At 68.7% G+C, this 23,370-nt stretch carries 26 protein-coding genes and 1 tRNA gene; 16 read left to right on the plus strand and 11 right to left on the minus strand.

From position 1 onward, the window contains the following. Window positions 1-11: 11 nt before the first annotated feature. From ACWDR4_RS02525 to ACWDR4_RS02540, 4 genes are all read right to left on the minus strand, one after another. Complete coding sequence (locus ACWDR4_RS02525; protein WP_450402886.1) at window positions 12-920, minus strand: ribonuclease Z; 909 nt, start codon at window positions 918-920, stop codon at window positions 12-14. A gap of 14 nt (window positions 921-934) precedes the next feature. Further along, a complete protein-coding gene (locus tag ACWDR4_RS02530) occupies window positions 935-1,279 on the minus strand; it encodes a histidine triad nucleotide-binding protein (protein ID WP_450402888.1) in 345 nt (114 codons plus the stop codon). Between the two features lie 229 nt (window positions 1,280-1,508). Beyond that, a complete protein-coding gene (locus tag ACWDR4_RS02535; protein WP_450402891.1) occupies window positions 1,509-2,093 on the minus strand; it encodes an isochorismatase family protein in 585 nt (194 codons plus the stop codon). A 166-nt stretch (window positions 2,094-2,259) separates the two neighbouring features. Further along, entirely contained in the window at window positions 2,260-3,600 is a 1,341-nt protein-coding gene (locus ACWDR4_RS02540) for a nicotinate phosphoribosyltransferase (protein WP_450402894.1), read from the minus strand. 87 nt (window positions 3,601-3,687) lie between these two features. On the opposite strand from ACWDR4_RS02540, the gene clpS reads away from it, so the two are divergent. The 7 genes from clpS (at window position 3,688) to ACWDR4_RS02575 (ending at window position 8,436) form a co-directional block, all read left to right on the plus strand. Beyond that, the gene (gene clpS, locus ACWDR4_RS02545; RefSeq protein WP_053741646.1) at window positions 3,688-3,996 is read left to right on the plus strand and encodes an ATP-dependent Clp protease adapter ClpS; all 309 of its coding nucleotides are present in this window, start codon (window positions 3,688-3,690) and stop codon (window positions 3,994-3,996) included. A gap of 60 nt (window positions 3,997-4,056) precedes the next feature. Then, the gene (locus tag ACWDR4_RS02550) at window positions 4,057-4,662 is read left to right on the plus strand and encodes a DUF2017 domain-containing protein (RefSeq protein WP_450402896.1); all 606 of its coding nucleotides are present in this window, start codon (window positions 4,057-4,059) and stop codon (window positions 4,660-4,662) included. A 231-nt stretch (window positions 4,663-4,893) separates the two neighbouring features. Beyond that, on the plus strand, window positions 4,894-6,306 hold the full coding sequence (locus ACWDR4_RS02555) for an amino acid permease (RefSeq protein ID WP_450402898.1): 1,413 nt from the start codon (window positions 4,894-4,896) through the stop codon (window positions 6,304-6,306). Window positions 6,307-6,448: 142 nt separating this feature from the next. After that, complete coding sequence (locus ACWDR4_RS02560; protein WP_450402901.1) at window positions 6,449-6,871, plus strand: Mov34/MPN/PAD-1 family protein; 423 nt, start codon at window positions 6,449-6,451, stop codon at window positions 6,869-6,871. 99 nt (window positions 6,872-6,970) lie between these two features. After that, window positions 6,971-7,069, plus strand: coding sequence for a putative leader peptide (locus ACWDR4_RS02565; RefSeq protein ID WP_450402904.1), 99 nt, complete (start codon window positions 6,971-6,973; stop codon window positions 7,067-7,069). Between the two features lie 121 nt (window positions 7,070-7,190). After that, window positions 7,191-7,469, plus strand: coding sequence for a MoaD/ThiS family protein (locus tag ACWDR4_RS02570; RefSeq protein ID WP_235478314.1), 279 nt, complete (start codon window positions 7,191-7,193; stop codon window positions 7,467-7,469). Between the two features lie 16 nt (window positions 7,470-7,485). Further along, complete coding sequence (locus ACWDR4_RS02575; protein ID WP_450402907.1) at window positions 7,486-8,436, plus strand: PLP-dependent cysteine synthase family protein; 951 nt, start codon at window positions 7,486-7,488, stop codon at window positions 8,434-8,436. Window positions 8,437-8,489: 53 nt separating this feature from the next. Here the strand turns inward: ACWDR4_RS02575 and ACWDR4_RS02580 are convergent, their stop codons facing one another. After that, window positions 8,490-8,957 carry a type II toxin-antitoxin system PemK/MazF family toxin gene (locus ACWDR4_RS02580; protein ID WP_450402909.1) on the minus strand — a complete coding sequence of 156 codons (468 nt, stop codon included), beginning with the start codon at window positions 8,955-8,957 and terminating at the stop codon, window positions 8,490-8,492. Window positions 8,958-9,162: 205 nt separating this feature from the next. Here ACWDR4_RS02580 and ACWDR4_RS02585 point away from each other — a divergent pair, with 205 nt between their 5' ends. Beyond that, complete coding sequence (locus ACWDR4_RS02585) at window positions 9,163-9,915, plus strand: MBL fold metallo-hydrolase (protein WP_450402912.1); 753 nt, start codon at window positions 9,163-9,165, stop codon at window positions 9,913-9,915. 76 nt (window positions 9,916-9,991) lie between these two features. Here the strand turns inward: ACWDR4_RS02585 and ACWDR4_RS02590 are convergent, their stop codons facing one another. Next, window positions 9,992-11,239 carry a PTS transporter subunit EIIC gene (locus ACWDR4_RS02590; protein ID WP_450402914.1) on the minus strand — a complete coding sequence of 416 codons (1,248 nt, stop codon included), beginning with the start codon at window positions 11,237-11,239 and terminating at the stop codon, window positions 9,992-9,994. A 192-nt stretch (window positions 11,240-11,431) separates the two neighbouring features. Between ACWDR4_RS02590 and ACWDR4_RS02595 the strand changes: the two genes are divergently transcribed. The 4 genes from ACWDR4_RS02595 to rdgB all read left to right on the plus strand — a co-directional run bounded on the left by ACWDR4_RS02595 (window position 11,432) and on the right by rdgB (window position 13,783). Beyond that, window positions 11,432-11,710, plus strand: coding sequence for a glucose PTS transporter subunit EIIB (locus ACWDR4_RS02595; RefSeq protein ID WP_450403341.1), 279 nt, complete (start codon window positions 11,432-11,434; stop codon window positions 11,708-11,710). Between the two features lie 128 nt (window positions 11,711-11,838). Then, on the plus strand, window positions 11,839-12,576 hold the full coding sequence (gene rph, locus ACWDR4_RS02600; RefSeq protein ID WP_450402916.1) for a ribonuclease PH: 738 nt from the start codon (window positions 11,839-11,841) through the stop codon (window positions 12,574-12,576). 132 nt (window positions 12,577-12,708) lie between these two features. Further along, the gene (locus tag ACWDR4_RS02605; protein WP_450402919.1) at window positions 12,709-13,137 is read left to right on the plus strand and encodes a hypothetical protein; all 429 of its coding nucleotides are present in this window, start codon (window positions 12,709-12,711) and stop codon (window positions 13,135-13,137) included. A gap of 43 nt (window positions 13,138-13,180) precedes the next feature. After that, window positions 13,181-13,783 carry an RdgB/HAM1 family non-canonical purine NTP pyrophosphatase gene (gene rdgB, locus ACWDR4_RS02610; RefSeq protein ID WP_450402922.1) on the plus strand — a complete coding sequence of 201 codons (603 nt, stop codon included), beginning with the start codon at window positions 13,181-13,183 and terminating at the stop codon, window positions 13,781-13,783. A gap of 65 nt (window positions 13,784-13,848) precedes the next feature. Here the strand turns inward: rdgB and ACWDR4_RS02615 are convergent. The 4 genes from ACWDR4_RS02615 to bcp form a co-directional block, all read right to left on the minus strand. Then, window positions 13,849-13,931, minus strand: a tRNA-Leu gene (locus ACWDR4_RS02615). Between the two features lie 89 nt (window positions 13,932-14,020). After that, window positions 14,021-14,734, minus strand: a complete 714-nt coding sequence (locus ACWDR4_RS02620; protein WP_450402925.1) for an HNH endonuclease signature motif containing protein — start codon at window positions 14,732-14,734, stop codon at window positions 14,021-14,023. 386 nt (window positions 14,735-15,120) lie between these two features. Next, on the minus strand, window positions 15,121-17,298 hold the full coding sequence (locus tag ACWDR4_RS02625; protein WP_450402928.1) for an RICIN domain-containing protein: 2,178 nt from the start codon (window positions 17,296-17,298) through the stop codon (window positions 15,121-15,123). 245 nt (window positions 17,299-17,543) lie between these two features. After that, window positions 17,544-18,011 carry a thioredoxin-dependent thiol peroxidase gene (bcp, locus tag ACWDR4_RS02630; RefSeq protein ID WP_389358045.1) on the minus strand — a complete coding sequence of 156 codons (468 nt, stop codon included), beginning with the start codon at window positions 18,009-18,011 and terminating at the stop codon, window positions 17,544-17,546. A gap of 165 nt (window positions 18,012-18,176) precedes the next feature. Between bcp and ACWDR4_RS02635 the strand changes: the two genes are divergently transcribed. Both ACWDR4_RS02635 and ACWDR4_RS02640 read left to right on the plus strand, forming a co-directional pair. Continuing rightward, the gene (locus tag ACWDR4_RS02635) at window positions 18,177-18,506 is read left to right on the plus strand and encodes a DUF3618 domain-containing protein (RefSeq protein WP_450402932.1); all 330 of its coding nucleotides are present in this window, start codon (window positions 18,177-18,179) and stop codon (window positions 18,504-18,506) included. A gap of 21 nt (window positions 18,507-18,527) precedes the next feature. Next, entirely contained in the window at window positions 18,528-18,884 is a 357-nt protein-coding gene (locus ACWDR4_RS02640; RefSeq protein WP_369033459.1) for a GroES family chaperonin, read from the plus strand. 72 nt (window positions 18,885-18,956) lie between these two features. Here the strand turns inward: ACWDR4_RS02640 and ACWDR4_RS02645 are convergent, their stop codons facing one another. Further along, entirely contained in the window at window positions 18,957-21,422 is a 2,466-nt protein-coding gene (locus tag ACWDR4_RS02645) for a transglycosylase domain-containing protein (RefSeq protein WP_450402935.1), read from the minus strand. Window positions 21,423-21,634: 212 nt separating this feature from the next. On the opposite strand from ACWDR4_RS02645, the gene ACWDR4_RS02650 reads away from it, so the two are divergent. Further along, the gene (locus ACWDR4_RS02650; protein WP_450402938.1) at window positions 21,635-22,435 is read left to right on the plus strand and encodes an ABC transporter permease; all 801 of its coding nucleotides are present in this window, start codon (window positions 21,635-21,637) and stop codon (window positions 22,433-22,435) included. Window positions 22,436-22,544: 109 nt separating this feature from the next. After that, window positions 22,545-23,369 (plus strand): ABC transporter permease, encoded by an 825-nt coding sequence (locus ACWDR4_RS02655; RefSeq protein ID WP_450403343.1) that lies wholly within the window; start codon window positions 22,545-22,547, stop codon window positions 23,367-23,369. Window position 23,370: the final 1 nt, after the last annotated feature.

Consider the following 23,370-nt stretch of genomic DNA (forward strand, 5'->3'; position numbering starts at 1 on the left):
GTACGACCGGTTTACGTCCGTTTCGGAACCGGCACCCTCAGCAGATCATGGGCGACGGTCAGCTCCCCCTCGTACCCCGCCGCCCGCGCCTGCCGCTCGAACTCGTCGGGGTCGGAGTAGCGCTGGCTGAAGTGGGTGAGGACGAGATGCCGTACGCCGGCGTCCCGGGCAACGGCTCCCGCCTGACCGGCAGTCAAGTGACCGTGATCGGAGGCGAGTTGCTGGTCCTGATCAAGGAAGGTCGACTCGATGACGAGCATGTCGCAGCCTGCGGCGAGCGCGTGCACACCGTCACACAACCGGGTGTCCATCACGAAGGCGAACCGTTGCCCGCGCCGCAGCTCACTGACCTCGTCGAGGGTGACGGAGCCGAGGGAGCCCTCGCGCTGGAGGCGTCCGACGTCGGGCCCTTTGATGCCGTGCGCGGCGAGCAGTTCGGGCAGGATGCGGCGCCCGTCGGGCTCGACGAGGAGATAGCCGTAGGACTCGACGGGGTGGGAGAGCTTCCGGGCTTCGAGCCGGTAACCGGGGGTGGTGGCGAGCACGCCGCCGTCCCCCGCGACCGGCACCTGCCCGATCTGGACGGTCTCGCGATAGGCGGTGGCGTAGCGCAGCCGGTCGAAGAACTTCTGTCCGGAGCAGGGGTAGTGCGCGGTGATCTCGTGCGGGACGCGGTCGAGGTTGATGCGCTGGATGACTCCGGCGAGCCCGAGGGAGTGGTCCCCGTGGAAGTGCGTGACGCAGATCCGGTTGAGGTCGTGGGCGGCGACCCCGGCGCGCAGCATCTGGCGCTGGGTGCCCTCGCCGGGGTCGAAGAGGAGGCCCTCGCCGTCCCAGCGGAGCAGGTAGCCGTTGTGGTTGCGGTGCCGGGTGGGTACCTGGCTGGCGGTGCCGAGGACCACCAATTCACGTCCGGACAAGACCGATTACTCCGTTACCCGGGCGGCCACTGCATGCCGCGTCCTCCGAGGAGGTGTACATGGGCATGGAAGACGGTCTGGCCGACGCCGCTGCCGGTGTTGAAGACGAGGCGGTAGCTGTCCAGCTTCTCCTCGGCCGCGATCTCGCCGGCCTCGCGCAGTATGTCGGCGGCGATGGCAGGTTCGGCGGTGGCGAGGGAGGCCGCGTCGGGGTGGTGGACCTTGGGGATGACCAGGATGTGGGTCGGTGCCTGGGGGTTGATGTCCCGGAAGGCGACGGTGGTGTCCGTCTCGCGGACGATGGTCGCCGGGATGTGCCCCGCGACGATCCTGCAGAACAGACAGCTGTCGTCCGCCATGCGTGTGCCTCCTGACGCCGGTCGATGATTACGTCCGGCATCGTATCGGGCGTCGACGTGCGACCGCCCCGACGCGGAAGCCCAAAGCCAGACTCGCTATCCCCTGGGGGCTGGGTAGTCAGCCCGTCCGGCGTTTGAGGACGAGCGCGTTCAGCGCGATAACGGGGGTTCGGGGGCGGAGCCCCCGAGGATGGGACGGGTAGGGGCGGCGGGGGCGAAGGAAACCGGGCTACACCACCGGCTTGCCCGACAGTTCCACGCCCGCCCCGCGCAACTCCTCCAACGCCCGCTCCGTCGTCCCCTCCGCCACCCCGGCCGTCAGATCCAGCAGCACCTGCGTACGGAACCCCTCCCGAACCGCGTCCAGGGCGGTCGCCCTGACGCAGTGGTCGGTCGCGATGCCGACCACGTCCACCTCGTCGATCTCCCGCGCCCGCAGCCAGTCGCCCAGCGTGACCCCGTTCTCGTCGGCGCCCTCGAACCCGCTGTAGGCCGCCGCGTACGCCCCCTTGTCGAAGACCGCGTCGATCGCGCCGGAGGCGACCGCCGGGGCGAAGTTCGGATGGAAGCCGACCCCCTCCGTGCCGGCCACACAGTGCGCGGGCCAGGAGTGCCGGAAGTCGGGGTTGTCGGCGAAGTGGCCACCGGGGGCGATGTGGTGGTCGCGGGTCGCCACGACGTGGCGGTATCCGGCGGGGGCCTGCCCGATCAGCTCGGTGATCGCGGCGGCCACGTCGGCACCCCCGGCCACCGCGAGACTGCCTCCCTCGCAGAAGTCGTTCTGCACATCGACGACGATCAGGGCGCGGCGCATGGTCGGTCTTCCTTCGTACGGAGGGGTGCGGGCCCGGCCAGATGAATATGAATATGTGAACTACCGAGCCTAGAGACTTCGGCCCCACTTCGGGAGGGGGCATTCGGGGCAACCGGCGCGCGAGGACGCCCGTTGCCCCTGTGAACCGGGAGTCGTACCGGGGGTGTCAGACAGGCAACTGGACGTACTCCGTCGGAATGACCGCCTCCCCGCGCGACAGCTGGGTCGCCGACAGCGGCAGATTGGCGCGCGCGGTGGCATGCCGGTCCCGTACGACGTCCAGCGGCTCGCGGGCGACGACCCGGCCGCCCTTCACCAGCTCGACCAGCAGCTGCCGCTCCGCCAGCTCCCCGGGCACCGGTCCCGTACCGATCACCTCGGCCTCCGCGATCCCGTCCCGGTCGAGCCGCCGGGCCGCCCACTTCCGGCCCCCGACAGACGTCTTCCCGCCGCTCGACTTCTTCGCCACGGGGACGAGGGGAGCGCTGGGGTCCGCCGACTCCGCGCGGGCCACCAACTTGTAGACCATCGAGCACGTCGGGTGGCCGGAACCCGTCACCAGCTGGGTGCCGACCCCGTACGCGTCCACGGGCGCCGCCGCCAGTGAGGCGATCGCGTACTCGTCGAGGTCCGAGGTCACGACGATCCGCGTCCGCTCCGCCCCGAGCGCGTCCAGCTGCTGCCGTACCCGGTGCGCGACCAGCAGCAGATCCCCGGAGTCGATGCGCACGGCGCCCAGCTCGGGCCCGGCGACCTCCACCGCCGCCCGTACCGCCTCGGCGACGTCGTACGTGTCCACCAGCAGCGTCGTGTTCCGGCCCAGCGAGTCGACCTGGGCCTGGAAGGCGTCCCGCTCGCGGTCGTGGAGCAGGGTGAACGCGTGGGCGCTCGTCCCGACGGTCGGGATGCCGTAGCGGAAACCGGCGGCCAGGTCGGACGTGGTCGTGAAACCGCCGACGTACGCGGCCCGGGAGGCGGCCACCGCGGCCAGCTCGTGGGTGCGCCGGGCGCCCATCTCGATCAGCGGGCGGTCACCGGCGGCCGAGGCCATCCGGGACGCCGCCGCCGCGATCGCCGAGTCGTGGTTGAGGATCGAGAGGATCACCGTCTCCAGCAGCACGCACTCCGCGAAGGAGCCCTCGACGCGGAGGATCGGCGAGCCCTGGAAATAGACCTCGCCCTCGGGATAGCCCCAGATGTCCCCGCCGAACCGGTACGAGGCCAGCCACTGGAGGGTCTCCTCGTTGACGATCCCGCGCTCGCGCAGGAAGCCGAGGACGTCCGGGTCGAACCGGAAGTTCTCCACCGCGTCGAGCACCCGCCCGGTGCCCGCGACGACGCCGTAGCGCCGGCCCTCCGGCAGCCGCCGTGTGAAGACCTCGAAGACGGACCGCCGGTCGGCGGTGCCCGCCTTCAGGGCGGCCTGGAGCATCGTCAGCTCGTAGTGATCCGTGAAGAGCGCCGTAGAGGGAACATCCACCGGCAGCCCGAGGTCCGCTGTGTTCATGTGACGGGATGCTACCCCCATCTCGTCACTTTGACGATTTCCGGGTCCGTTTGGCCCGGGACCCCCTTCTGGTGGCAGCATGGGCATGTGACGTCACCCGCTCCCGTAGAGATCGAACGCACCGAGTCGGCGGAGGAGACCTTCGCCGTACCCGAGCCCGACGTCCCCTGGGTCACCATCGTCCACAACGACCCGGTCAACCTCATGAGCTATGTGACGTACGTCTTCCAGACGTACTTCGGCTACCCGAAGGACAAGGCCACCAAGCTCATGAAGGACGTCCACCACAAAGGCCGGGCCGTCGTCTCCAGCGGCAGCCGCGAGGAGATGGAACGCGACGTACAGGCCATGCACGGCTACGGTCTGTGGGCCACCCTCCAGCAGGACCGGAAGTAACCCGAAGCGACGCGAAGCAACCCGACCCAGCTCGCAGGACCGGAAGCAGCGAACCACTTCATGCCAGGACACTTCGAACCGCTCCCCGGCGGCGGCGCGGCCGTCGCGCTCGACGACGTCGAGATCTCGATCATCCGGTCGCTGGCCGTCCAGCTCCTGGAGCTGATCGGCCCCGGCCCCGCCGAGGACGCCCCCGACGACCCGCTCGCCGAGCTGTTCGCCGACGGCCCGAGCGAGCCGCCCTCCGACCCGGTGCTCAGACGCCTGTTCCCGGACGCCTACGGCGACCCCGTCGACGTACCGTCGTCGCCCGAGCGGGCCCAGGAGGAGAAGGAGTACGCCGCCGAGTTCCGCCGGTTCACCGAGAACGACCTGCGCACCGGCAAGCGGGAGAGCGCCCTCGCGGTGATCCGCTCGCTGGACTCGCTGACGCCGGCCGGTGACGGCGGCGCGGTGCTCAAGCTGACCCACGAGGAGTCCCAGCGGTGGCTGGGCACGCTCAACGACCTGCGCCTGGCGATCGGCTCCCGGCTGGACGTCATCGACGAGGAGGACACCGACCTCCTCTACCGGCTGCCGGACGAGGACCCTCGTAAGCCGATGGTGATGGCGTATCTGTGGCTGGGCGGCTTGCAGGAGACTCTCGTCTCCACACTCATGCCATGAGACGGGACGGGTATCTCCCGTTATGTGATGGTTCTGTGTTCGCTCAGCGGACGCTCAAATCCGGATAACGATCGCGTTACCGCTGCCGTCGGCTGTGTCCCTTCCGTGCTCCGTTTGACCCCTTCTTCCTGTGGTGTGCCCCACAACTCGCCCCGGTGATCAACGGTGCGGCCGTGATAGATCTTCACGCTCCACCAGTCCGGGGGGACCGAGAAGAAGGGCGCACCACACATGACCTCCGCTCAGGTCGGCTCGGAAAAGACACCGGAAAAGACATCCGAAGAGGGTTACGAGCGCGGGCTCGGCAGCCGCCAGGTCCAGATGATCGCGATCGGCGGCGCCATCGGCGTCGGCCTCTTCCTGGGCGCCGGGGCGAACATCGCCAAGGCCGGCCCCAGCCTCATCTTCATGTACGCCCTGGCCGGCGTGATCGTCTTCTTCATCATGCGGGCCCTCGGCGAACTGCTCCTCTACCGCCCGGTCTCCGGCTCCTTCGCCGAGTACTCACGGGAGTTCCTCGGCCCGTTCTTCGGCTACTTCACCGGCTGGACGTACTGGCTGATGTGGGTGGTCACCGGCATGGCCGAGCTGACGGCCGCCGCCATCTACGTCAACTACTGGGCCCCCGGCGTCCCCCGATGGGTGACGGCCCTGGTCTTCCTGGTGATGCTCTTCGGCGTGAACCTGATCTCCGTGAAGGTCTTCGGCGAGTTGGAGTTCTGGTTCTCGATGGTCAAGGTCACCGCCCTCATCGGCATGATCGTGATCGGCCTGGGAGTCCTCACCTTCGGCTTCAGCTCCGCCGGTGACACGGCCGCCGTCTCCAACCTCTGGGCCTTCGACGGCTTCTTCCCCAAGGGCATCGGCTCGTCCCTGATGACCCTCCAGGGCGTGATGTTCGCCTACCTCGCCGTCGAACTGGTCGGCGTCACGGCCGGCGAGTCCGAGAACCCCGAGAAGACCCTCCCCAAGGCCATCAACACCCTCCCCTGGCGCATCGCCCTCTTCTACGTCGGCGCCCTCACCGTCATCCTCTGCGTCGTGAAGTGGACCGAGTTCGCCCCGGGCGTCAGCCCGTTCGTCGAGGCGTTCGCGAAGATCGGCATCCCGGCGGGCGCGGGCATCGTCAACTTCGTGGTGCTGACGGCCGCCCTCTCCTCCTGCAACTCGGGCATGTACTCGACGGGCCGCATGCTCCGTACCCTCGCGGACAACGGCGAGGCCCCCAAAGTCTTCAGCAAGCTGTCGACGACGAAGACCCCGGCCTTCGGCATCGCCATCTCCGTCGCCTTCATGGGCATCGGCGTCGTCCTCAACTACGTCGTCCCGGAGAAGGCCTTCGGCTACGTCATGTCCGTCGCCACCGCCGCCGGCATCTGGACCTGGCTGATGATCCTGATCAGCCACGTCCTCTACCGCCGGGGCGTGGTCGCGGGCCGCCTGCCCGCCTCGTCCTTCCCGGCGCCGGGCGGCTCGAAGTGCAGCTGGATCGCCATCGCCTTCCTCCTCTTCGTCACAGGCCTCATCGCATACGACGCCGACTCCCGCGTCTGTCTGTACGTGATGGCGGGCTGGGCGGCGGCTCTCGGCGTCGGCTGGACAATCCTCAAGTCCCGCACTCCGCAGGTGACAGCGCCCCGATAGGGGCGCGGGGAACTGCGCGACAAGCCCCCACCGCCCCGCAGTCAACGAACAACCGAATAGATCCCGACATGTGGGCAGTCCCGTACCACCCCTCGGTACGGGACTGCCCACACGCCTGCCACCGTTGCTTATCCTGACGAACATGCTGACCATCACCCAGGCCCTCGTCGACCAGATCGTCACCCACGCCCGCAAGGACCACGCCGACGAGGCCTGCGGCGTCGTCGCAGGACCGGCGGGCTCGGACCGCCCCGAACGCTTCATCCCGATGCTGAACGCGGCCATGTCACCCACGTTCTACGAGTTCGACTCCGGGGACCTGCTGAAGCTGTACCGCGAGATGGACGACCGCGACGAGGAACCGGTCGTGATCTACCACTCCCACACCGCGACCGAGGCCTACCCCTCCCGCACCGACATCTCCTACGCCAACGAACCCGGCGCCCACTACGTCCTGGTCTCCACGGCCGACACCGACGGCCTCGGCGAGTTCCAGTTCCGCTCGTTCCGGATCGTCGAGGGCGAGGTCACGGAGGAAGAGGTCAAGATCGTGGAAGCGTACTGATCGCCCCCAAAACCTGCCGATCTCATCAGTCGGCCCGAAAATGTCCAGAATGCGGGACAGCCCTCCGGGATCCGGACCGGGAATCGATACGATGAGCCCATGGTTTCCTACGACGTGAGCGAGAAGACGCCGGGCAGCCCGCTGCTCGTGGCGCGGCTGCACGTCGATCTGTGCAGGCTGGCCAGCGCCATCTGTTGACGCCGGCCCCGCCGCCGTACGGCCGTGAGCCGCGGCGCCTCACACGCATGACCCGCTCCAAGCCGCTTTTCGCGCCGCCGCGCGCCCATCGACCTACCACTCCCGACAGGAGCCCCGAGCCATGGCCATCGAGGTCCGCATCCCGACCATCCTCCGCACCTACACCGACGGCGAGAAGGCCGTCCCCGGTGCCGGGGAGACCCTCGCCGAGCTGTTCGCCGACCTCGAGACCCGGCACGCGGGAGTCCAGGCCCGCATCGTGGACGACGGCAAGCTGCGCCGCTTCGTCAACGTCTACCTCAACGACGAGGACGTCCGCTTCCTCGACGGCATCAACACCAAGCTCGCCGACGGCGACACCGTGACGATCCTGCCGGCCGTCGCCGGCGGCATGGCCTGACAGGCCCCTGGCACCCATGCGCTACGACTCGCCGCTGGCCGCGGTAGGCAACACCCCCCTGGTGCGCCTGCCGCGGCTGTCGCCGTCCGCCGACGTACGGATCTGGGCGAAGCTGGAGGACCGCAACCCCACCGGCTCGGTCAAGGACCGCCCCGCCCTGCACATGGTCGAACAGGCCGAGAAGGACGGCCGGCTCACCCCCGGCTGCACGATCCTGGAGCCCACCTCAGGCAACACCGGCATCTCGCTCGCCATGGCGGCGAAGCTCAAGGGCTACCGCATGGTCTGCGTGATGCCCGAGAACACCTCGCAGGAACGCCGCGAGCTGCTCGCCATGTGGGGCGCCGAGATCATCCCGAGCCCCGCCGCCGGCGGCTCCAACACGGCCGTACGGGTCGCCAAGGAGCTGGCCGCCGAGCACCCGGACTGGGTGATGCTCTACCAGTACGGCAACCCCGACAACGCGGGCGCCCACTACGCCACCACCGGCCCGGAGATCCTCACCGACCTCCCCTCCGTCACCCACTTCGTGGCGGGCCTGGGCACCACGGGTACCCTGATGGGCGTCGGCCGCTACCTCCGCGAGCACAAGCCGGACGTCAAGATCGTCGCCGCCGAGCCGCGCTACGACGACCTGGTGTACGGCCTGCGCAACCTCGACGAGGGCTTCGTACCGGAGCTGTACGACGCCTCCGTACTGACGACCCGCTTCTCGGTCGGCTCGGCGGACGCGGTCACCCGTACCCGTGAACTCCTCCAGCAGGAGGGCATCTTCGCGGGCGTCTCCACCGGCGCCGCGCTGCACGCCGCGATCGGCGTCGGCAACAAGGCCGTCAAGGCGGGCGAGAGCGCGGACATCGTCTTCGTGGTCGCCGACGGTGGCTGGAAATACCTCTCGACAGGCGTCTACACGGCGGCCACGACGGAGGAAGCGATCGAGACGCTGCAAGGCCAGCTCTGGGCGTGAAGCCGTAAGGCCGTAAGGCCCTAACCGGCCGAAGTCCCGCGGTTTCCCGTCGATCACGTGGCGAGGTGTCGGACCTGGTCCCACAGGGCCGGGTCCACCACCCCCACCCGCCGCCGGAACTCCCACACCGGCAGGTCACGCAGCTCGTCCGTCTCCAGGAAGCTCGGCCGGCCCTGGGCGTCGCCCACCGCACCCGGCGGCATCGGGATCACCCCCGGCCGCTCGTCGTGGTACTTGCTGGTGATCTTCGCGACGGTCGCGTGCCGCCCGTGCACCGCGAGCACCAGACACGGCCGGTCCTTGCCTCCGGGACCGTCCTCGAAGGGCACGTTCGCCCACCAGATCTCCGCGGGCCGGGGCCGCGCGGACCGCCCCCGCTGCCGCTGCGGCCCCTCCGCCCGTCCCGGCGGCCTGCCCCCGCGACTCCGGGGCCGATGCCCGCGCCCCCAGCCGTCCACCAGCGCCGCGACCAGCGCGAGCAGCACGACGGCCGCCAGGGCGAGCCACCATGACGTGTCCATACGGAAGACGGTACCGGCGCACCCCCCGACCCGCCCGCGCTACCGGCACTCCAGGTCCAGCCGAACCGGTGACAGCACAGGTGAGTTCGCCCACAACAGCCCTTGGCGGAGGAGCGACGGGAGGTTTTGCGCCTTACGCTCGACGGACCGCAAGAACCCCGTCACGTTTGTTTTGATGCTCCCCGCCAGCGGAGGTTTCTGCTTTATGAAGCTCACCGTCGTCGGCTGCTCGGGGTCGTTCCCGTCCGCGGAATCGGCCTGTTCGAGCTACCTCGTAGAGGTCGACGGCTTCCGGCTGCTTCTCGACATGGGCAACGGTGCCCTTGGCGAGCTGCAGCGCCACTGCGGTCTTTACGACCTCGACGCCATCTTTCTCAGCCATCTGCACGCCGATCACTGCATCGACATGTGCGGGTACTTCGTCGCACGGTACTACCGGCACGACGGCGGTCGCTGCGACCCGATCCCGGTCTACGGCCCCGAGGGCACCGAACACCGCCTCACCACCGCCTACGCCGACACCCCCACCGCCTCCTCCATGAGCGAGGTCTTCGACTTCCACACGGTCAAGCCGAGCACCTTCGACATCGGCCCGTTCACCGTCCACACCGAGCGGGTCCGTCACCCCGTGGAGGCGTACGGCATCCGGATCGAGCACGCCGGGAAGTCACTGACGTACTCCGGGGACACCGGCGTCAGCGACGCGCTGGACCAACTCGCCCGGAACACCGACCTGTTCCTCTGCGAGGCCGCGTTCACGCACGGCAAGGAGAACATCCCGGACCTGCACCTCAACGGCCGCGAGGCGGGCGAGACGGCGAACCGCGCGGGCGCGCGCAAGCTCGTACTGACCCACATTCCCCCGTGGACCGACCCGCAGGTGAACCTCGCCGACGCACGCGAGGTGTTCAGGGGGCCGGTGGAACTGGCGATGCCGAGGGCGTCGTACGAGATCTGAGTCTTTGGTGCGGCATGAGGTGGGCCCCGGAACCGTGTCGGTTCCGGGGCCCACGTCACGCTGTATCCCTGTGCGGCTATGCCTTGGTGAGGTCCTCGATCTCCTCCACGGGCTCGCGGCCCGGGGTCTGGAGGTCGAACCTGGTGATCGCGAAGCGGAAGAGGAAGTAGTAGATCGCGCCGAAGACGAGACCGATCGGGATGATCAGCCAGGGCTTGGTGGCGAGGTTCCAGTTCAGGGCGTAGTCGATGAAGCCGGCGGAGAAGGTGAAGCCCGCGTGGACGCCGAGGGCCCAGGTGATCGCCATGGACAGGGCGGTCAGGACCGCGTGGATCACGTACAGCAGCGGGGCGATGAACATGAACGAGAACTCGATGGGCTCGGTCACACCGGTCACGAAGGACGTCAGCGCGAGCGAGATCATCATGCCCATCACGGCCTTGCGGCGCTCGGGGCGGGCGGAGTGCGCGATGGCGATCGCGGCGGCCGGGAGACCGAACATCATGATCGGGAAGAAGCCCGACATGAACTGACCGGCGGTCGGGTCGCCGGCGAAGAAGCGGTTGAGGTCACCGTGGACGACGGCGCCGGAGGCGTCGGTGAAGTCGCCGATCTGGAACCAGGAGACCGTGTTCACGAACTGGTGCATGCCGACCGGGATCAGCGCGCGGTTGATCAGGCCGAACAGACCGGCGCCGAGGGAGCCGAGACCCGTGATCCACTCGCCGAAGTCGGAGATGCCCTCACCGATCGGCTCCCAGACGAGGCCGAAGAAGACGCCCATCGCGGTGCCGACGAAGGCCATGATGATCGGCACGAGGCGGCGGCCGTTGAAGAAGCCGAGCCAGTCGACGAGCTGCTTGCGGTGGTAGCGCTGCCACAGTACGGCGGACAGCAGACCCATCACGATGCCGCCGAGGACACCGGGGTTGTTGTAGGTCGCGGCTATGTCGGCGCCCGCCTGGACCTTGGCCTCGGTGACCGGGAACGCCTTGAGGACGTTGCTGTAGACCAGGTAGCCGACGAGGGCGGCGAGTGCGGTGGAGCCGTCCGCCTTCTTGGCGAAGCCGATCGCCACACCGATGCAGAACAGCATCGGCAGGTTGTCGAAGATGGCACCACCGGCGGTGGCGAACACCGCCGTCACCTTGTCCGGCAGGTTCAACTTGTCGTGGACGTCCTGCTGGCCGAGCCGGAGCAGGATGCCCGCCGCCGGAAGTACGGCGATCGGGAGCTGCAGGCTGCGGCCGACCTTCTGCAGGCCCTGGAACAGGCCGGATCCCCTCTTCTTCGCGGGGACCGCCGCGGTGGTGGCGGTGCTCATACTTCCTCCAACGGGTGAACATGGTCTACACCAGTCAGTGGTGTAGACCATGTTGTAGCACGGTGAAGGGCGCATAAGGAACCCACGATTTCACAACGGATTCAGACTGGTGTAGACCAGTCGGCGAACGGTGCGAGGACAGCGCGCGTACCGTTCGCAGACCGCTCGCGAAGATCGGTCAACTGTGGGTTACTGCGACAAAGCGGCTCGGAACAGGCTCGGACCAGGGAGAAGGACATGTCCACCAAGGCAGAGAAGATCGTCGCCGGGCTCGGCGGCCTCGACAACATCGAAGAGGTCGAAGGCTGCATCACCCGCCTCCGCTGCGAGGTTGTCGACCCCGCGCTGGTCGACGACGCGGCCCTGAAGGCCGCCGGCGCCCACGGCGTCGTCAAGATGGGCACCGCGATCCAGGTCGTCATCGGCACGGACGCCGACCCGATCGCGGCGGACATCGAGGACATGATGTAGTTCCCGGGCCCGAATCCCCGAATCCCCGAACTCCCGAACCTCCGTACCTGGTACGGATGTTCACCCCTGAGGGGCCGTTCCCGACCACGGGAAGGGCCCCTTCCGCCGTTACGGCTAGGCTCGTCGCCATGTCACGTATCGACGGCCGCACCCCCGAACAGCTCCGCCCCGTCACCATCGAACGCGGGTGGAGCAAGCACGCCGAGGGCTCTGTCCTCGTCTCCTTCGGCGACACGAAGGTCTTCTGCACAGCCTCCGTCACCGAGGGCGTCCCGCGCTGGCGCAAGGGCAGCGGCGAGGGCTGGGTCACCGCCGAGTACTCGATGCTCCCGCGTGCCACGAACACCCGCGGTGACCGCGAGTCCGTCCGCGGCAAGATCGGCGGCCGTACGCACGAGATCAGCCGTCTGATCGGCCGCTCCCTGCGCGCGGTGATCGACTACAAGGCGCTCGGCGAGAACACGATCGTCCTCGACTGCGACGTCCTCCAGGCCGACGGCGGCACGCGTACGGCGGCCATCACCGGCGCGTACGTCGCCCTGGCCGACGCCGTCGCCTGGGCCCAGGCCAGGAAGCTGATCCGGGCCAACCGCCAGCCCCTCACCGGCACGGTGAGCGCGGTGTCGGTGGGCATCGTGGGCGGAGTCCCGCTGCTCGACCTCTGCTACGAGGAGGACGTACGCGCGGAGACGGACATGAACGTCGTCTGCACCGGCGACGGCCGCTTCGTGGAGGTCCAGGGCACGGCGGAGGCGGAGCCCTTCGCCCGCGACGAGTTGAACTCCCTCCTCGACCTCGCGGTCGCCGGCTGCACGGACCTGGCGGCACTCCAGCGCAAGGCGCTGGACGAAGCCCTGGAAAGGTAAAGGGCAGACCAAATAGGGTGGCGGTGGCGGGCAACCGCACACCTGATCCAGCGCGTCTCCAGGGATGCGCAGGAACGTGGGCGTACGGCATGCCGCCGTACGCCCGAACAGTCAACGGAGGGAACCCCAACAATGCCCGTGAGCCGCCGAATCCGAAACGCCCGAGGACTCGGACGGGGGCGCCGTGCCACCGCCATTGCCGCCACGGTGGCAGCCGTGGCGCTGACCGCCGGGCTCACCACCGGATGCGACGCCGTCAACAAGGCCCTGGACTGCGTCCAGACCGCCGACGCCATCGCCACCAGCGTCTCCGACCTCCAGCAGGCGGTCGAGAACGCGGCGAACGACCCGACGCAGGCGTCCGAGGCCCTGGACTCGATCGACAAGAACCTCAACGACATCGGCGACAAGACGGACAACGCCGACGTCAACAAGGCGGTCGACGACCTCAACGCGGCCGTGAACAACGTCCAGACGGCCATCAAGAACGGCGACGAGACCCCGGACATCAGCGGCGTGACGGACGCGGCTGGTGAACTGACAAAGGTCTGCACGTCGTAAACGAGTCGCAGGCGAGCCCGGGGCTGCCGGGATACTGGACGCCATGACACGCCTGATCCTCGCCACCCGTAACGCCGGAAAGATCACCGAGCTGAGGCAGATCCTCGCCGACGCGGCCCTCCCCATGGACCTGGTCGGCGCGGACGCCTACCCGGAGATCCCCGACGTCAAAGAAACGGGCATCACGTTCGCGGAGAACGCCCTGCTCAAGGCCCACGCCCTGGCCCAGGCAACGGGCCTCCCGGCGGTGGCCGACGACTCGGGCCTGTGCGTGGACGTACTGAACGGCGCCCCGGGCATCTTCTCGGCCCGCTGGTCGGGACAGCATGGGGATGATCGAGCGAACCTGGAACTACTGCTCGCCCAGCTGTCGGACATCGCGGACGAACACAGGGGCGCGCACTTCGCCTGCGCGGCGGCACTGGCTCTGCCGGACGGCACGGAACGGGTGGTCGAGGGCCGCCTGCGGGGCGTCCTCCGCCACACCCCGGAGGGCACGGGCGGCTTCGGCTACGACCCGATCCTCCAGCCGGAGGGCGACACCCGGACGTGCGCACAGCTGACGGCGGCGGAGAAGAACGCGATCAGCCATCGGGGGCAGGCGTTCCGGGGGTTGGTGCCGGTGGTTCGGGAGTTGTTGGGCTGAGGAGCGCTAACCAAGACGGTCCGGCTTGCAGAAGTCGCAAGCCGGACCATGTAAGTAAAGGTAAGTGCGGCCTGAGGGATTCGAACCCTCACGGGATTGCTCCCATCGCACCCTAAATGCGAGGCGTCTGCCGTTCCGCCAAGGCCGCCAGTCGCCCGCCGTTGAGCATGACGGGCGGGTGCAAGTGTACGGGGGACGCGGCTATCCGGCGAGTGGCGTTCTCTCTTTCTGCCGGCACTACGTATCTGTGAGGGCGTGGCAGTTCGGGCACAGGTACCGCAGGTTCTCCTGGCGGTTGTCGTGCCAGTCTCCGTTGATGTGGTCGATCTGCAAGGTGATCGGGCGGCCGAGCCACTCACCGGTGTTGCCGCAACTCACGCATGAGTAAGGCACTCCGACCTCGCTCAGGGCGCGGTGGAGTTGAGCCCTGTTGGTCCGGCCTGCCTGGTGGGGCAGAAGGACAAGTACCCGGTGGGCAATGGGCGCCGGTGTTGGCGCATCGGGTCGGCCCCAGGCTCGCCGCTTGAAGTGGCTCGTGTCGAGGCCGAGGCGGGCTGCCGTGCGACGGACTCGCCGGTGGTTGATGTCATTGACGTCCAGGCCGAGGCCGCGCATCACGTCGGCGTAGCTCGTGGAGCGCGGTACGAGGTCGCGAAGCCTGTCTTCGGGGATGGTCGCGCGCCGATGCGGGAAATGCTCCGTACTGACGCCTTGTGTACGCAGCATGCGACTCAACGTCGCACGAGACCGACTGTCGTCCGGTACGCCCAGGGCGCGCGCCACGCCACGCACGCTGGTGGCGTCCGCCGCCGCTGCCCTCAGTTCCTCGGGGGTGAAGGGCAGGTCCAACTCCGCGCGATTCGCGCCGGGGAAGTGGCTGAGGTCGATGCCTGCGGCGTCGATGCGACGCTTGATGTGGGAGAGAGTTCCGGTGGCGGGGGTGGCTCCCAAGCTTCAGGGCCACTTCGCGCAGCGACGACGACGAAGTGGCAGCTTCCGCGATGGCGGCGTCCGGGTACTTGCGCCACGGGCTCCGCTTCACGAAGTGGCTGGTGTCCAGTCCATGACCGGCGACTTTCTCCTGGAGAACGCGCCGCTGGCCTCCGCTGGGCCGGAGATCGAGCCGCCGCATCAGGTCCGTCCAGTTGCGTGCTTCGGCGACGACCGGTGCGAGCCGCTCCTTGTCGTACGGGTCTGTGGATGGCATCGCTGCGTGTCCCCTCCGATTCCCGACCACCAGTTCGTGATCTCGTACGGAGTAACGAACCGCTTATCGGACCGTCACGCCCGAAATAGGAGGCCGCCCCCCGGGTGAGAGGCGGCCGACAAGCGGTGGGCTATGGGTAGTTGGTCAGGTTGGCCACGTTGGTGGATGTGTTGGACGGGCCGCCCGTGCCGTTGGCGATGTGCCAGATGGTGCCGACGCCGCCCAGGGAGACCGTCACCATGTTCTGGAAGCGGACGCCCGAGCGGTTCGGGGCCTCGATGGCGCGTTCGGCGGCCACGCCCGGGTTGACGTTGAAGAAGCAGTAGCTGCCGAGGCCGTAGGCCTGGTGGGTGGTGACCGAGTCGGCGACCTTGTAGGCGGCGTAGCCCAGTGTGGAGCCGTTCATCCAGGCCGCCTGGTTCGGCGGGTCGTACGGCATCTCGTTCTGGTAGAAGTACGTCCGGCCGCCGTTGCCGTTCCAGATGGTCTGGTACTTCTGGTAGTGCTCGACGAACAGGCCGTACATCGTCACGTTGTCACCGTTGACGATCAGGCCGGTGTCCGCGGTGTTCGTGTTCCAGCCGACTCCGTCGCCGTGGTCGGCGCGCCAGATCCAGGTGTGGTCGCCGATGACGTTGTCGCTGTTGACGACGAGGCTCGTGGTCGCCCTGCCGACGGCGGCGCCGCCGACGCGGAAGTACACGTCGTGCAGGGAACTCGGGTCGGCCGCGTGGGAGGCGGCGGAGCCGGCCGGGCCGACCTCCAGCAGGGAGGGCGAGTTGGTGGTGCCGGCGTCGAAGAGCACACCCGCGATCTTCACGCCGTCGACGTCGGCCACCTTCATCGCGGTGATGCCGTTGTCCGGGATGAACGTGGCCAGGCCGAGACCCAGGACGACCGTGTCGGCGCGGTTCACCTGGAGCGTCTGGTTCAGGTGGTACACGCCCGGGGTGACCAGGAGGTTCTTGCCCGCCGCCAGCGCCGCGTTGATGTCCGAGGCGGTCGCGCCCGGCTTCACGACGTAGAAGGTGCTCAGGGACAGTGAGTTGCCGGTGGGGGAGCCGTTCGCCCAGCTGGTCGCCGTGGAGTTGGTGCGCACGGACGGCACGAACACCTGGTAGGCGCCGTTCTCGTCGACGTAGAGGAACGGCTTCTCCCGGCTGACCGGGCTCTGCGCGACCGTCGTGTACGGCGGGTTGGGGAAGCTGGTGCCCGGCACGCCCTGGCTGCCGACGAAGACCTGGTTCCAGTTGGCGCCGGTCCAGCTGCCGAGCTGGGAGTTGCGGGTCAGCCACTGCTGCTGGCTGCCGGAGTTGACCTGCCCGTCGATCTTGCTGTCGGCGAGCAGCCCGCCGCTCGACCAACCGCCGTCGTCCAGGGCGAGGTTGCCGCGCAGATGGATACGCCGGTACGGCGCCGCCTGCGAGACCGCCCAACGATCGCTGCCGCTGGTCGGGTTGACCGAGAGGTTCTCGGCGCCGCGCCAGAAGTTCTGCGTCGCGTTGCCCTGGAACCAGTCGGCCTCCGCGTGCACCGCCCCGTTCACCGTCACCGCGTCCGGGGACAGGCCGAGTCCCGCGACCTGGGTGTAGAAGCCGACGTTGACGTCCGCGTTGTAGGCGCCCGGCTTGAACAGCACGGCGTAGCGCTGGGAGCCGAACTGGTTCGTCTCCTGCTGCGAGAAGATGCCGTTCAGCCGGTTCTGGACCGTCGTCGACGACATCGACGGGTCGAATATCACCACGTTCGGGCCGAGGTCGGGGTTGGCCGTCGACTGGGCCACGGGCGTCACCTGGAAGCGCTGGGCCGCTGATCCGTTGCAGGTGTACTGCACGAACTGCACGCTGTCGGCGGTCGAGGCGGCCGGGACGTCCAGGCACTTGCCGCTGTTGCGGTTGACGAAGTGGTAGGCGCCGCCGCCCTCGTGGACCGGCAGCCACTGCTGGTTGGCGCCGCCGCCCCACGCCCACAGCTGCATGGCCGCGTTGTCGGCCGTGGACACGCCGGTGACATCCACGACCTGGCTGGTGTTGTTGCGGTTGTTGATCCGGACGTAGCCGCCGCCGGTGTCGGTGAAACTCCACTGCTGGGCGGTGGAGTTGTTGCAGGAGTACTGCTGTACGGCGGTGCCGTTCGCCGTGGCGGCCGAGCGGGCGTCGAGACACCGGCCGCTGGCGGCGTTCATGACGCTGGCGAAGTCGCTGGGCAGCGCGGCTGCCGCCGGTGCGGGGGTGGCGGCGACCAGCGAGGCGGCGGCGACGGTGACCGCCGCCGCGAGGGAGACGGCTGGGGACAGAGGTCTGGACATAGGTGGGGGAGAGCCTTCCGTGGGGGGACGGATGATGCGTTCGACTCGTGAGAGGCGCGTGTGACGCGAGGTGCTTGGTCTGAACCTATGGCTGTGGGTCACCTGTGTCAGCTGGTGAAGCAAGGGTTGGTGAAGGTGAATTGAAGGTGCGGCGACGCAAAAAGCCCGTGCCGGAATAGAACCGGCACGGGCTGCCCGTGAAGGGAGGGGGAAGGGGGGAACTGGGCCTCAGATACCCAGGCCCCTCAGATCCCCAGGTCCTTGATGATCTTCGCCACGTGTCCCGTCGCCCGCACGTTGTACAGCGCGCGCTCGACCTTGCCCTCCTCGTCCACGATCACCGTGGAGCGGATGACACCGACGTACGTCTTGCCGTAGTTCATCTTCTCGCCGAAGGCGCCGTACGCCTCCAGGACCGTCTTGTCCGTGTCGCCGAGCAGGGTGACCTTCAGGTCCTCCTTCTCGCGGAACTTCGCGAGCTTCTCCGGCTTGTCGGGGGAGATACCGATGACGTCGTACCCCGCGCCGGCCAGGAGGTCGAGGTTGTCCGTGAAGTCGCAGGCCTGCTTGGTGCAGCCGGGGGTCAGGGCGGCCGGGTAGAAGTAGACGATGACCTTGCGGCCCTTGTGGTCGGCCAGCGACACCTCGTTGCCGTCGGCGTCGGGCAGGGTGAAGGCGGGGGCCACATCCCCGGGCTGGAGTCGCTCGCTCATCCGTCTGGTCTCCTCGTACGTCCTGGTGCGTCCACGTGCGCCCTCGAAGGGCGCGGGTCGAGCCTAACCGGGGGTGCTGACAGTGCGGTCCCGAGCAGAGCTGACAGACTGTCCGGAGCAGGGCAGCAGTGCATCAATGCATCAGCGGACTTCGGAGGGCGTACGGTGGCGGACACCTCGGACAGCAGAACACCGGTGCAGATCGAGGCGGACATCAAGCGCCGTCGCGAGACGCTGGCCGAGACGCTCGACGAGATCGGGGTGCGGGTGCACCCGAAGACGATCGTCGGCGATGCCAAGGCCAAGGTCGTCTCCCACATCGATCACACCCTTGGGCGTGCCTACGTCGGCGTGAACCGCGTTGTCGGGGACGTCAAGGGGCGGTTCGTCCGTGAGGACGGGGCGCCCCGGCTGGAGCGGATCGTGCCCGTCGCCCTCGTTGCTGCGGGGCTCGTGGGGCTGCTCGCCTTGGGAACCCGGCGGCGCAAGGGCTGACGAGGCAGGTAGGTTCGGAGTGTGAGCGCCAAAAGCAATGAGCAGAGCACCCATCACGACAAGCTGCCCATCCGGATGCTGCACGACCGGGTGCTCGTGCGGCAGGACACCAGCGAGGGCGAGCGGCGTTCCGGCGGCGGCATCCTGATTCCCGCCACCGCGGCCGTCGGGCGCCGGCTGGCCTGGGCGGAGGTCGTCGCGGTCGGGCAGAACGTACGGACGGTGGAGCCGGGCGACCGCGTCCTGTACGACCCGGAGGACCTCGCCGAGGTCGAGGTGCGCGGCGTCGCCTACGTGCTGATGCGTGAGCGTGATCTGCACGCCGTCGCCGCCGACCGGTTCGAGGGCTCCGAGGACTCGACCGGCCTGTACCTGTAGAACAGCGGCAAGAGCGAGGAGGGGCTGGTGACCATCGTCACCAGCCCCTTTCCCGTCGGCGTCGGTCTGGTGTCAGTTCCTTCTCGACGTGGTCAGCGCGCCCGTCGTCACTCCCGGTGTCGTCCCTCCCGTGGTCCCGCCCGTGTCCGTCGTGCCGCCGGTGTCGGTGGTGCCGCCGTCGGTCGTCGTGCCCCCGGTGTCCGTCGTACCGCCGGTGGTGGTCGTGCCGCCCGTGTCCGTCGTACCGCCGGTCGTGGTGGTCCCGCCGGTGTCCGTCGTACCGCCGGTCGTCGTCGTGCCGCCTGTGGCGGTGGTCCCGTCCGTCGTCGTGCCGCCGGTCGTCGGGGTGGCCCCGGTTGTCGCGCCGGTTGTCGCTCCCGGGGTCTCCCGGCCGCCGTCCGTGGTGCCGCCGTTGTCCTGGCCGGCGTCCGTGCCGGGGTCGGGCCGGGTGTCGGCGGGCGGGGCCTGCTCTTCCTCGGCGCCCTCCTGGAGCTGGAGGTCGAACTCCTTCGCCTTCTTGCCCTTCAGGGCCGCCTTCGTGAACTGGGCCCAGATCTCGGCGGGGGCGCCGCCGCCGTTGATGCGGTCGAGGCCCATCGCGCCGTAGAGGGACTTGTGCTTGCCGGTGTCCGGGTCCTGGCCCATCACCGACACGACCGTCGCCAGGTCGGGGGTGTAGCCGGCGAACCAGGCCGCCGTGTCCTCCTCGGCGGTGCCGGTCTTGCCCGCCGCCGGGCGGCCGGCCTCCAGCGCGGCCGTCGCCGTACCGCTCTCCACCACGCTCTGCAGGACCGAGGTGGTCGTGTCGGCGGCCTCCCGCGACACGACCTGCTTCGTCTTCTGCTTCGGGAGGGTGACCGAACCGGCCTCGCCGTCCTTGGTGATCTTCTCGATGATCGTGTACGTGCCGTGCTTGCCGTGGTTCGCGAGCGTGGCGTACGCCTCCGCCATGTCGAGGACGCTGGCCGTCGACGTGCCGAGGGCGATGGACGGGTACGGGTTCAGGTCCGGGGTGTCGGAGGGGAGGCCCAGGTCGATCGCCGTCTGCTTGACCTTCGCGGGCCCTACGTCCACCGCCAGCTGCGCGTACACCGAGTTGACGGACTTGTCCGTGGCCGTACGGACCGTGATGTCGCCGTACGAGACCTGGTCCTCGTTCTCGGGGGCGTACTCGTCGCCGTTCCAGCCCTGGACCGGGCGCTCGTTGGTGCCGTCGTAGTACGTGTTCGGGGTGATCGTCTGGCCGTCCTGGGTCACCGAGCCGTTCTCGACGGCCGAGGTGAACACGAACGGCTTGAAGGTGGAGCCGTCCTGGTAGTCACGGCGGGTCGCGTTGTTGACGTACTGCTTGGTGTAGTCGATGCCGCCGTACATCGCGAGGACCTTGCCGGTCGCCGGGTCGATGGCGACTCCGCCCGCGCGGACGTAGTTGTCGACCTTGTTGTTCTTCTTGTCGAGCTTCTTCATCACCTGGTCGTTGACCGCCTTCACGAAGGCGTCCTGCTTGGGCTTCTGCAGGGTGGTCGTGATGCGGTAGCCGCCGGCCTGGAGTTCTTCCTCGGTGATGATCTTGTTGTCGAAGAGGTAGTCGTCGACCGCCTTGACCAGATAGCCGCGCTGGCCGGACATGCCCGTCGAGACGATCGACTGCTTCGGCTCGGGGAAGGTGGTGGCCTTGCGTTCGGCCTCGGTCAGCCAGCCCTTCTTGACCATGCCGTCGAGGACGTAGTTCCAGCGGGCGAGCGCGGCCGGCCGGTTCTCGGGGTGGGCGATCACGTCGTACTCGCTCGGCGCGTTCAGCAGCGCGGCGAGGTAGGCGCCCTGGCCCGCGGTCAGGTCGATGGCGTCGATGCCGTAGTAGGCCTGGGCGGCGGCCTGCAAACCGTACGAGTTGCGGCCGGCGTAGCTGGTGTTGAGGTAGCCCTCCAGGATCTCGTCCTTCGACTTCACCTGGTCCAGCTTGATCGAGATGAAGAACTCCTTCACCTTTCGGGTGACGGTCTGCTCCTGCGCCAGGTAGTAGTTCTTCACGTACTGCTGGGTGATCGTCGACCCGGACTGCTTGCCCTTGCCGGTCACCGTGTTCCAGGCGGCGCGCAGCATCGCCTTCGGGTCGACCGCCGACTCGGTGTAGAAGTCGCGGTCCTCGGCGGCCAGTACGGCGTGCTGGGCGTCCTTGGAGATCTGCGACAGCGGCACGTTCTCCCGGTTGACCTCGCCGTCGCGGGCGAGCTGGCTGCCGTCGGCGTAGAGGTAGACGTTGCTCTGCTTGGTGGCCGCCGCGTTCGCCGCCGGGATGTTCACCGCGTAGTAGCCGAACGCGAACAGGCCGACGACCAGCAGGATCCCGAGCACGAACGTGCCCAGCACGAACCGCCAGGTCGGGACCAGCCGACGCCATCCGGTGCGCCGGGGCCGCTTCGGCTTCCCGGGCTTGCCGGACTCACCGGGCTTCTCGCCCTCCGTGCCTTCGGGCAGTTCGGGTTCTGTCGGTGCCCAGCCCTGCGTCGGCTGCTGCGGCTCTGGCTGGTCGCTCATGTGGTGCACGGACTCCTGTTTCGCGTCGTACGTTCCCGTACGACCTCTCACGCGTTCAAACGTCTTTTACGCCCCCTCTTGAAGACTGTCGCACCACGCGATCAGTTCCCTGACCTCGGCACGCGTCCTGCCGGAAAACGCGTGGCGGGCGGGGAAGGGTGCGGACTAGGCTCCTGTGTTTCGGTCCGAGTACGGGGGAGAGGACTGGTGTCGTGGGTTCTGGGCGGTTGTACGCGGCCGTCGCTGCGGGGGGTTTCCGACGGTATGCCACCTATCGTGCGGCCACACTCGCGGGGGTGTTCACCAACACCGTCTTCGGCGTGATCCTGGCCTACACCTACATCGCCCTGTGGGACGAGCGACCGCACCTCGGCGGGTACGACCAGTCCCAGGCCCTGACCTATGTGTGGCTGGGCCAGGCGCTGCTGATGACGATGTGCGTGATGGGCGCGGGCTTCGAGGAGGAGCTGATCGAGCGCATCCGTACGGGTGACATCGCGATCGACCTCTACCGGCCCGCCGACCTCCAGCTGTGGTGGCTGGCCCAGGACCTGGGCCGGGCCATGTTCCATCTGCTGGGCCGGGGGCTGATCCCGGTCGCGTTCGGCGCGTGGGCCTTCGACCTGACGCTGCCGACGTCCGTGCTGCCCTGGCTGTCGTTCCTGGTCGCGGTGGTGCTGGGGGTGGTGGTCAGCTACGGCATCCGCTTCCTGGTGTCCCTGGCCGCGTTCTGGCTCCTCGACGGCGCGGGCATCATCCAGATGGCGTGGCTCGCGGGCGTCTTCTGCTCGGGCATGGTGCTCCCGCTGAACGTCTTCCCGGGGGTGCTCGGCGAGATCGTGCGGGCGCTGCCGTGGGCGGCGCTGATCCAGGCGCCGGCGGACGTCCTGATGGGGGAGGCGGATCCGGTGGGCACGTATGCCTTCCAGGCCGGGTGGGCTGTCGCGCTGCTGGCGGCGGGGCGCGCGGTGCAGGCGGTCGCTACTCGGCGGGTGGTGGTTCAGGGTGGATGACGGGGGCGTCGTGGATGTCGCGGGTGTCGCGGGTGCGGTGCGGTCCGATGCCGGGGGCGGTTCGCGAACCGGTGACGACCGGGACGGCGACGGCTGGGACGACGGGCCGTTGAGCCGTACCGCCCGGGTGCTCGACGGCGTACGGGCCTACCGTCTGATCGTCGCGATGTGGATCCGCTCCACGATGGCCTACCGGGCCTCCTTCGCGATGACCACGTTCGGGAACTTCGTGGCGACCGCCCTCGACTTCCTGACGATCGTGCTGATGTTCTCGCAGATCGACAGCCTCGGCGGCTACTCGCTCCCCGAGATCGCGTTTCTGTACGGGCTGTCGTCGACCGCGTTCGGGATCGCCGACCTCGTCGTCGGGTCGATGGACCGGCTGGGGCGCCGGGTCCGCGACGGCACCCTGGACACGCTGCTGGTGCGGCCGGCGCCGGTGCTCGCGCAGGTCGCCGCCGACCGGTTCGCCCTGCGCCGCCTCGGCCGGATCACCCAGGGCCTGCTGGTGCTCGGCTACGCCCTGCTCGCCCTCGACGACGTCCACTGGACGGCGCTCAAGGTGCTGCTGGTGCCGGTGATGATGGTGAGCGGCGGGGCGATCTTCTGCGCGGTGTTCGTCGGGGGCGCGGCCTTCCAGTTCGTGGCGCGGGACGCCGCCGAGGTGCAGAGCGCGTTCACGTACGGCGGCGCCACGCTGCTGCAGTATCCGCCGGGCCTCTTCGCGCAGGACCTGGTGCGCGGGGTGACGTTCGTCTTCCCGCTGGCCTTCGTCAACTGGCTGCCCGCGCTGTACGTGCTGGGCCGCCCCTACCCGCTCGACCTGCCGGAGTGGGTGGCGTTCCTGCCGCCGGTCGTGGCGGCGGGCTGCTGCGCGCTGGCCGGGCTGGCCTGGCGGGCGGGACTTCGTTCGTACCGGAGCACGGGGAGTTAGT

Source organism: Streptomyces sp. NPDC000878 (assembly GCF_053599695.1).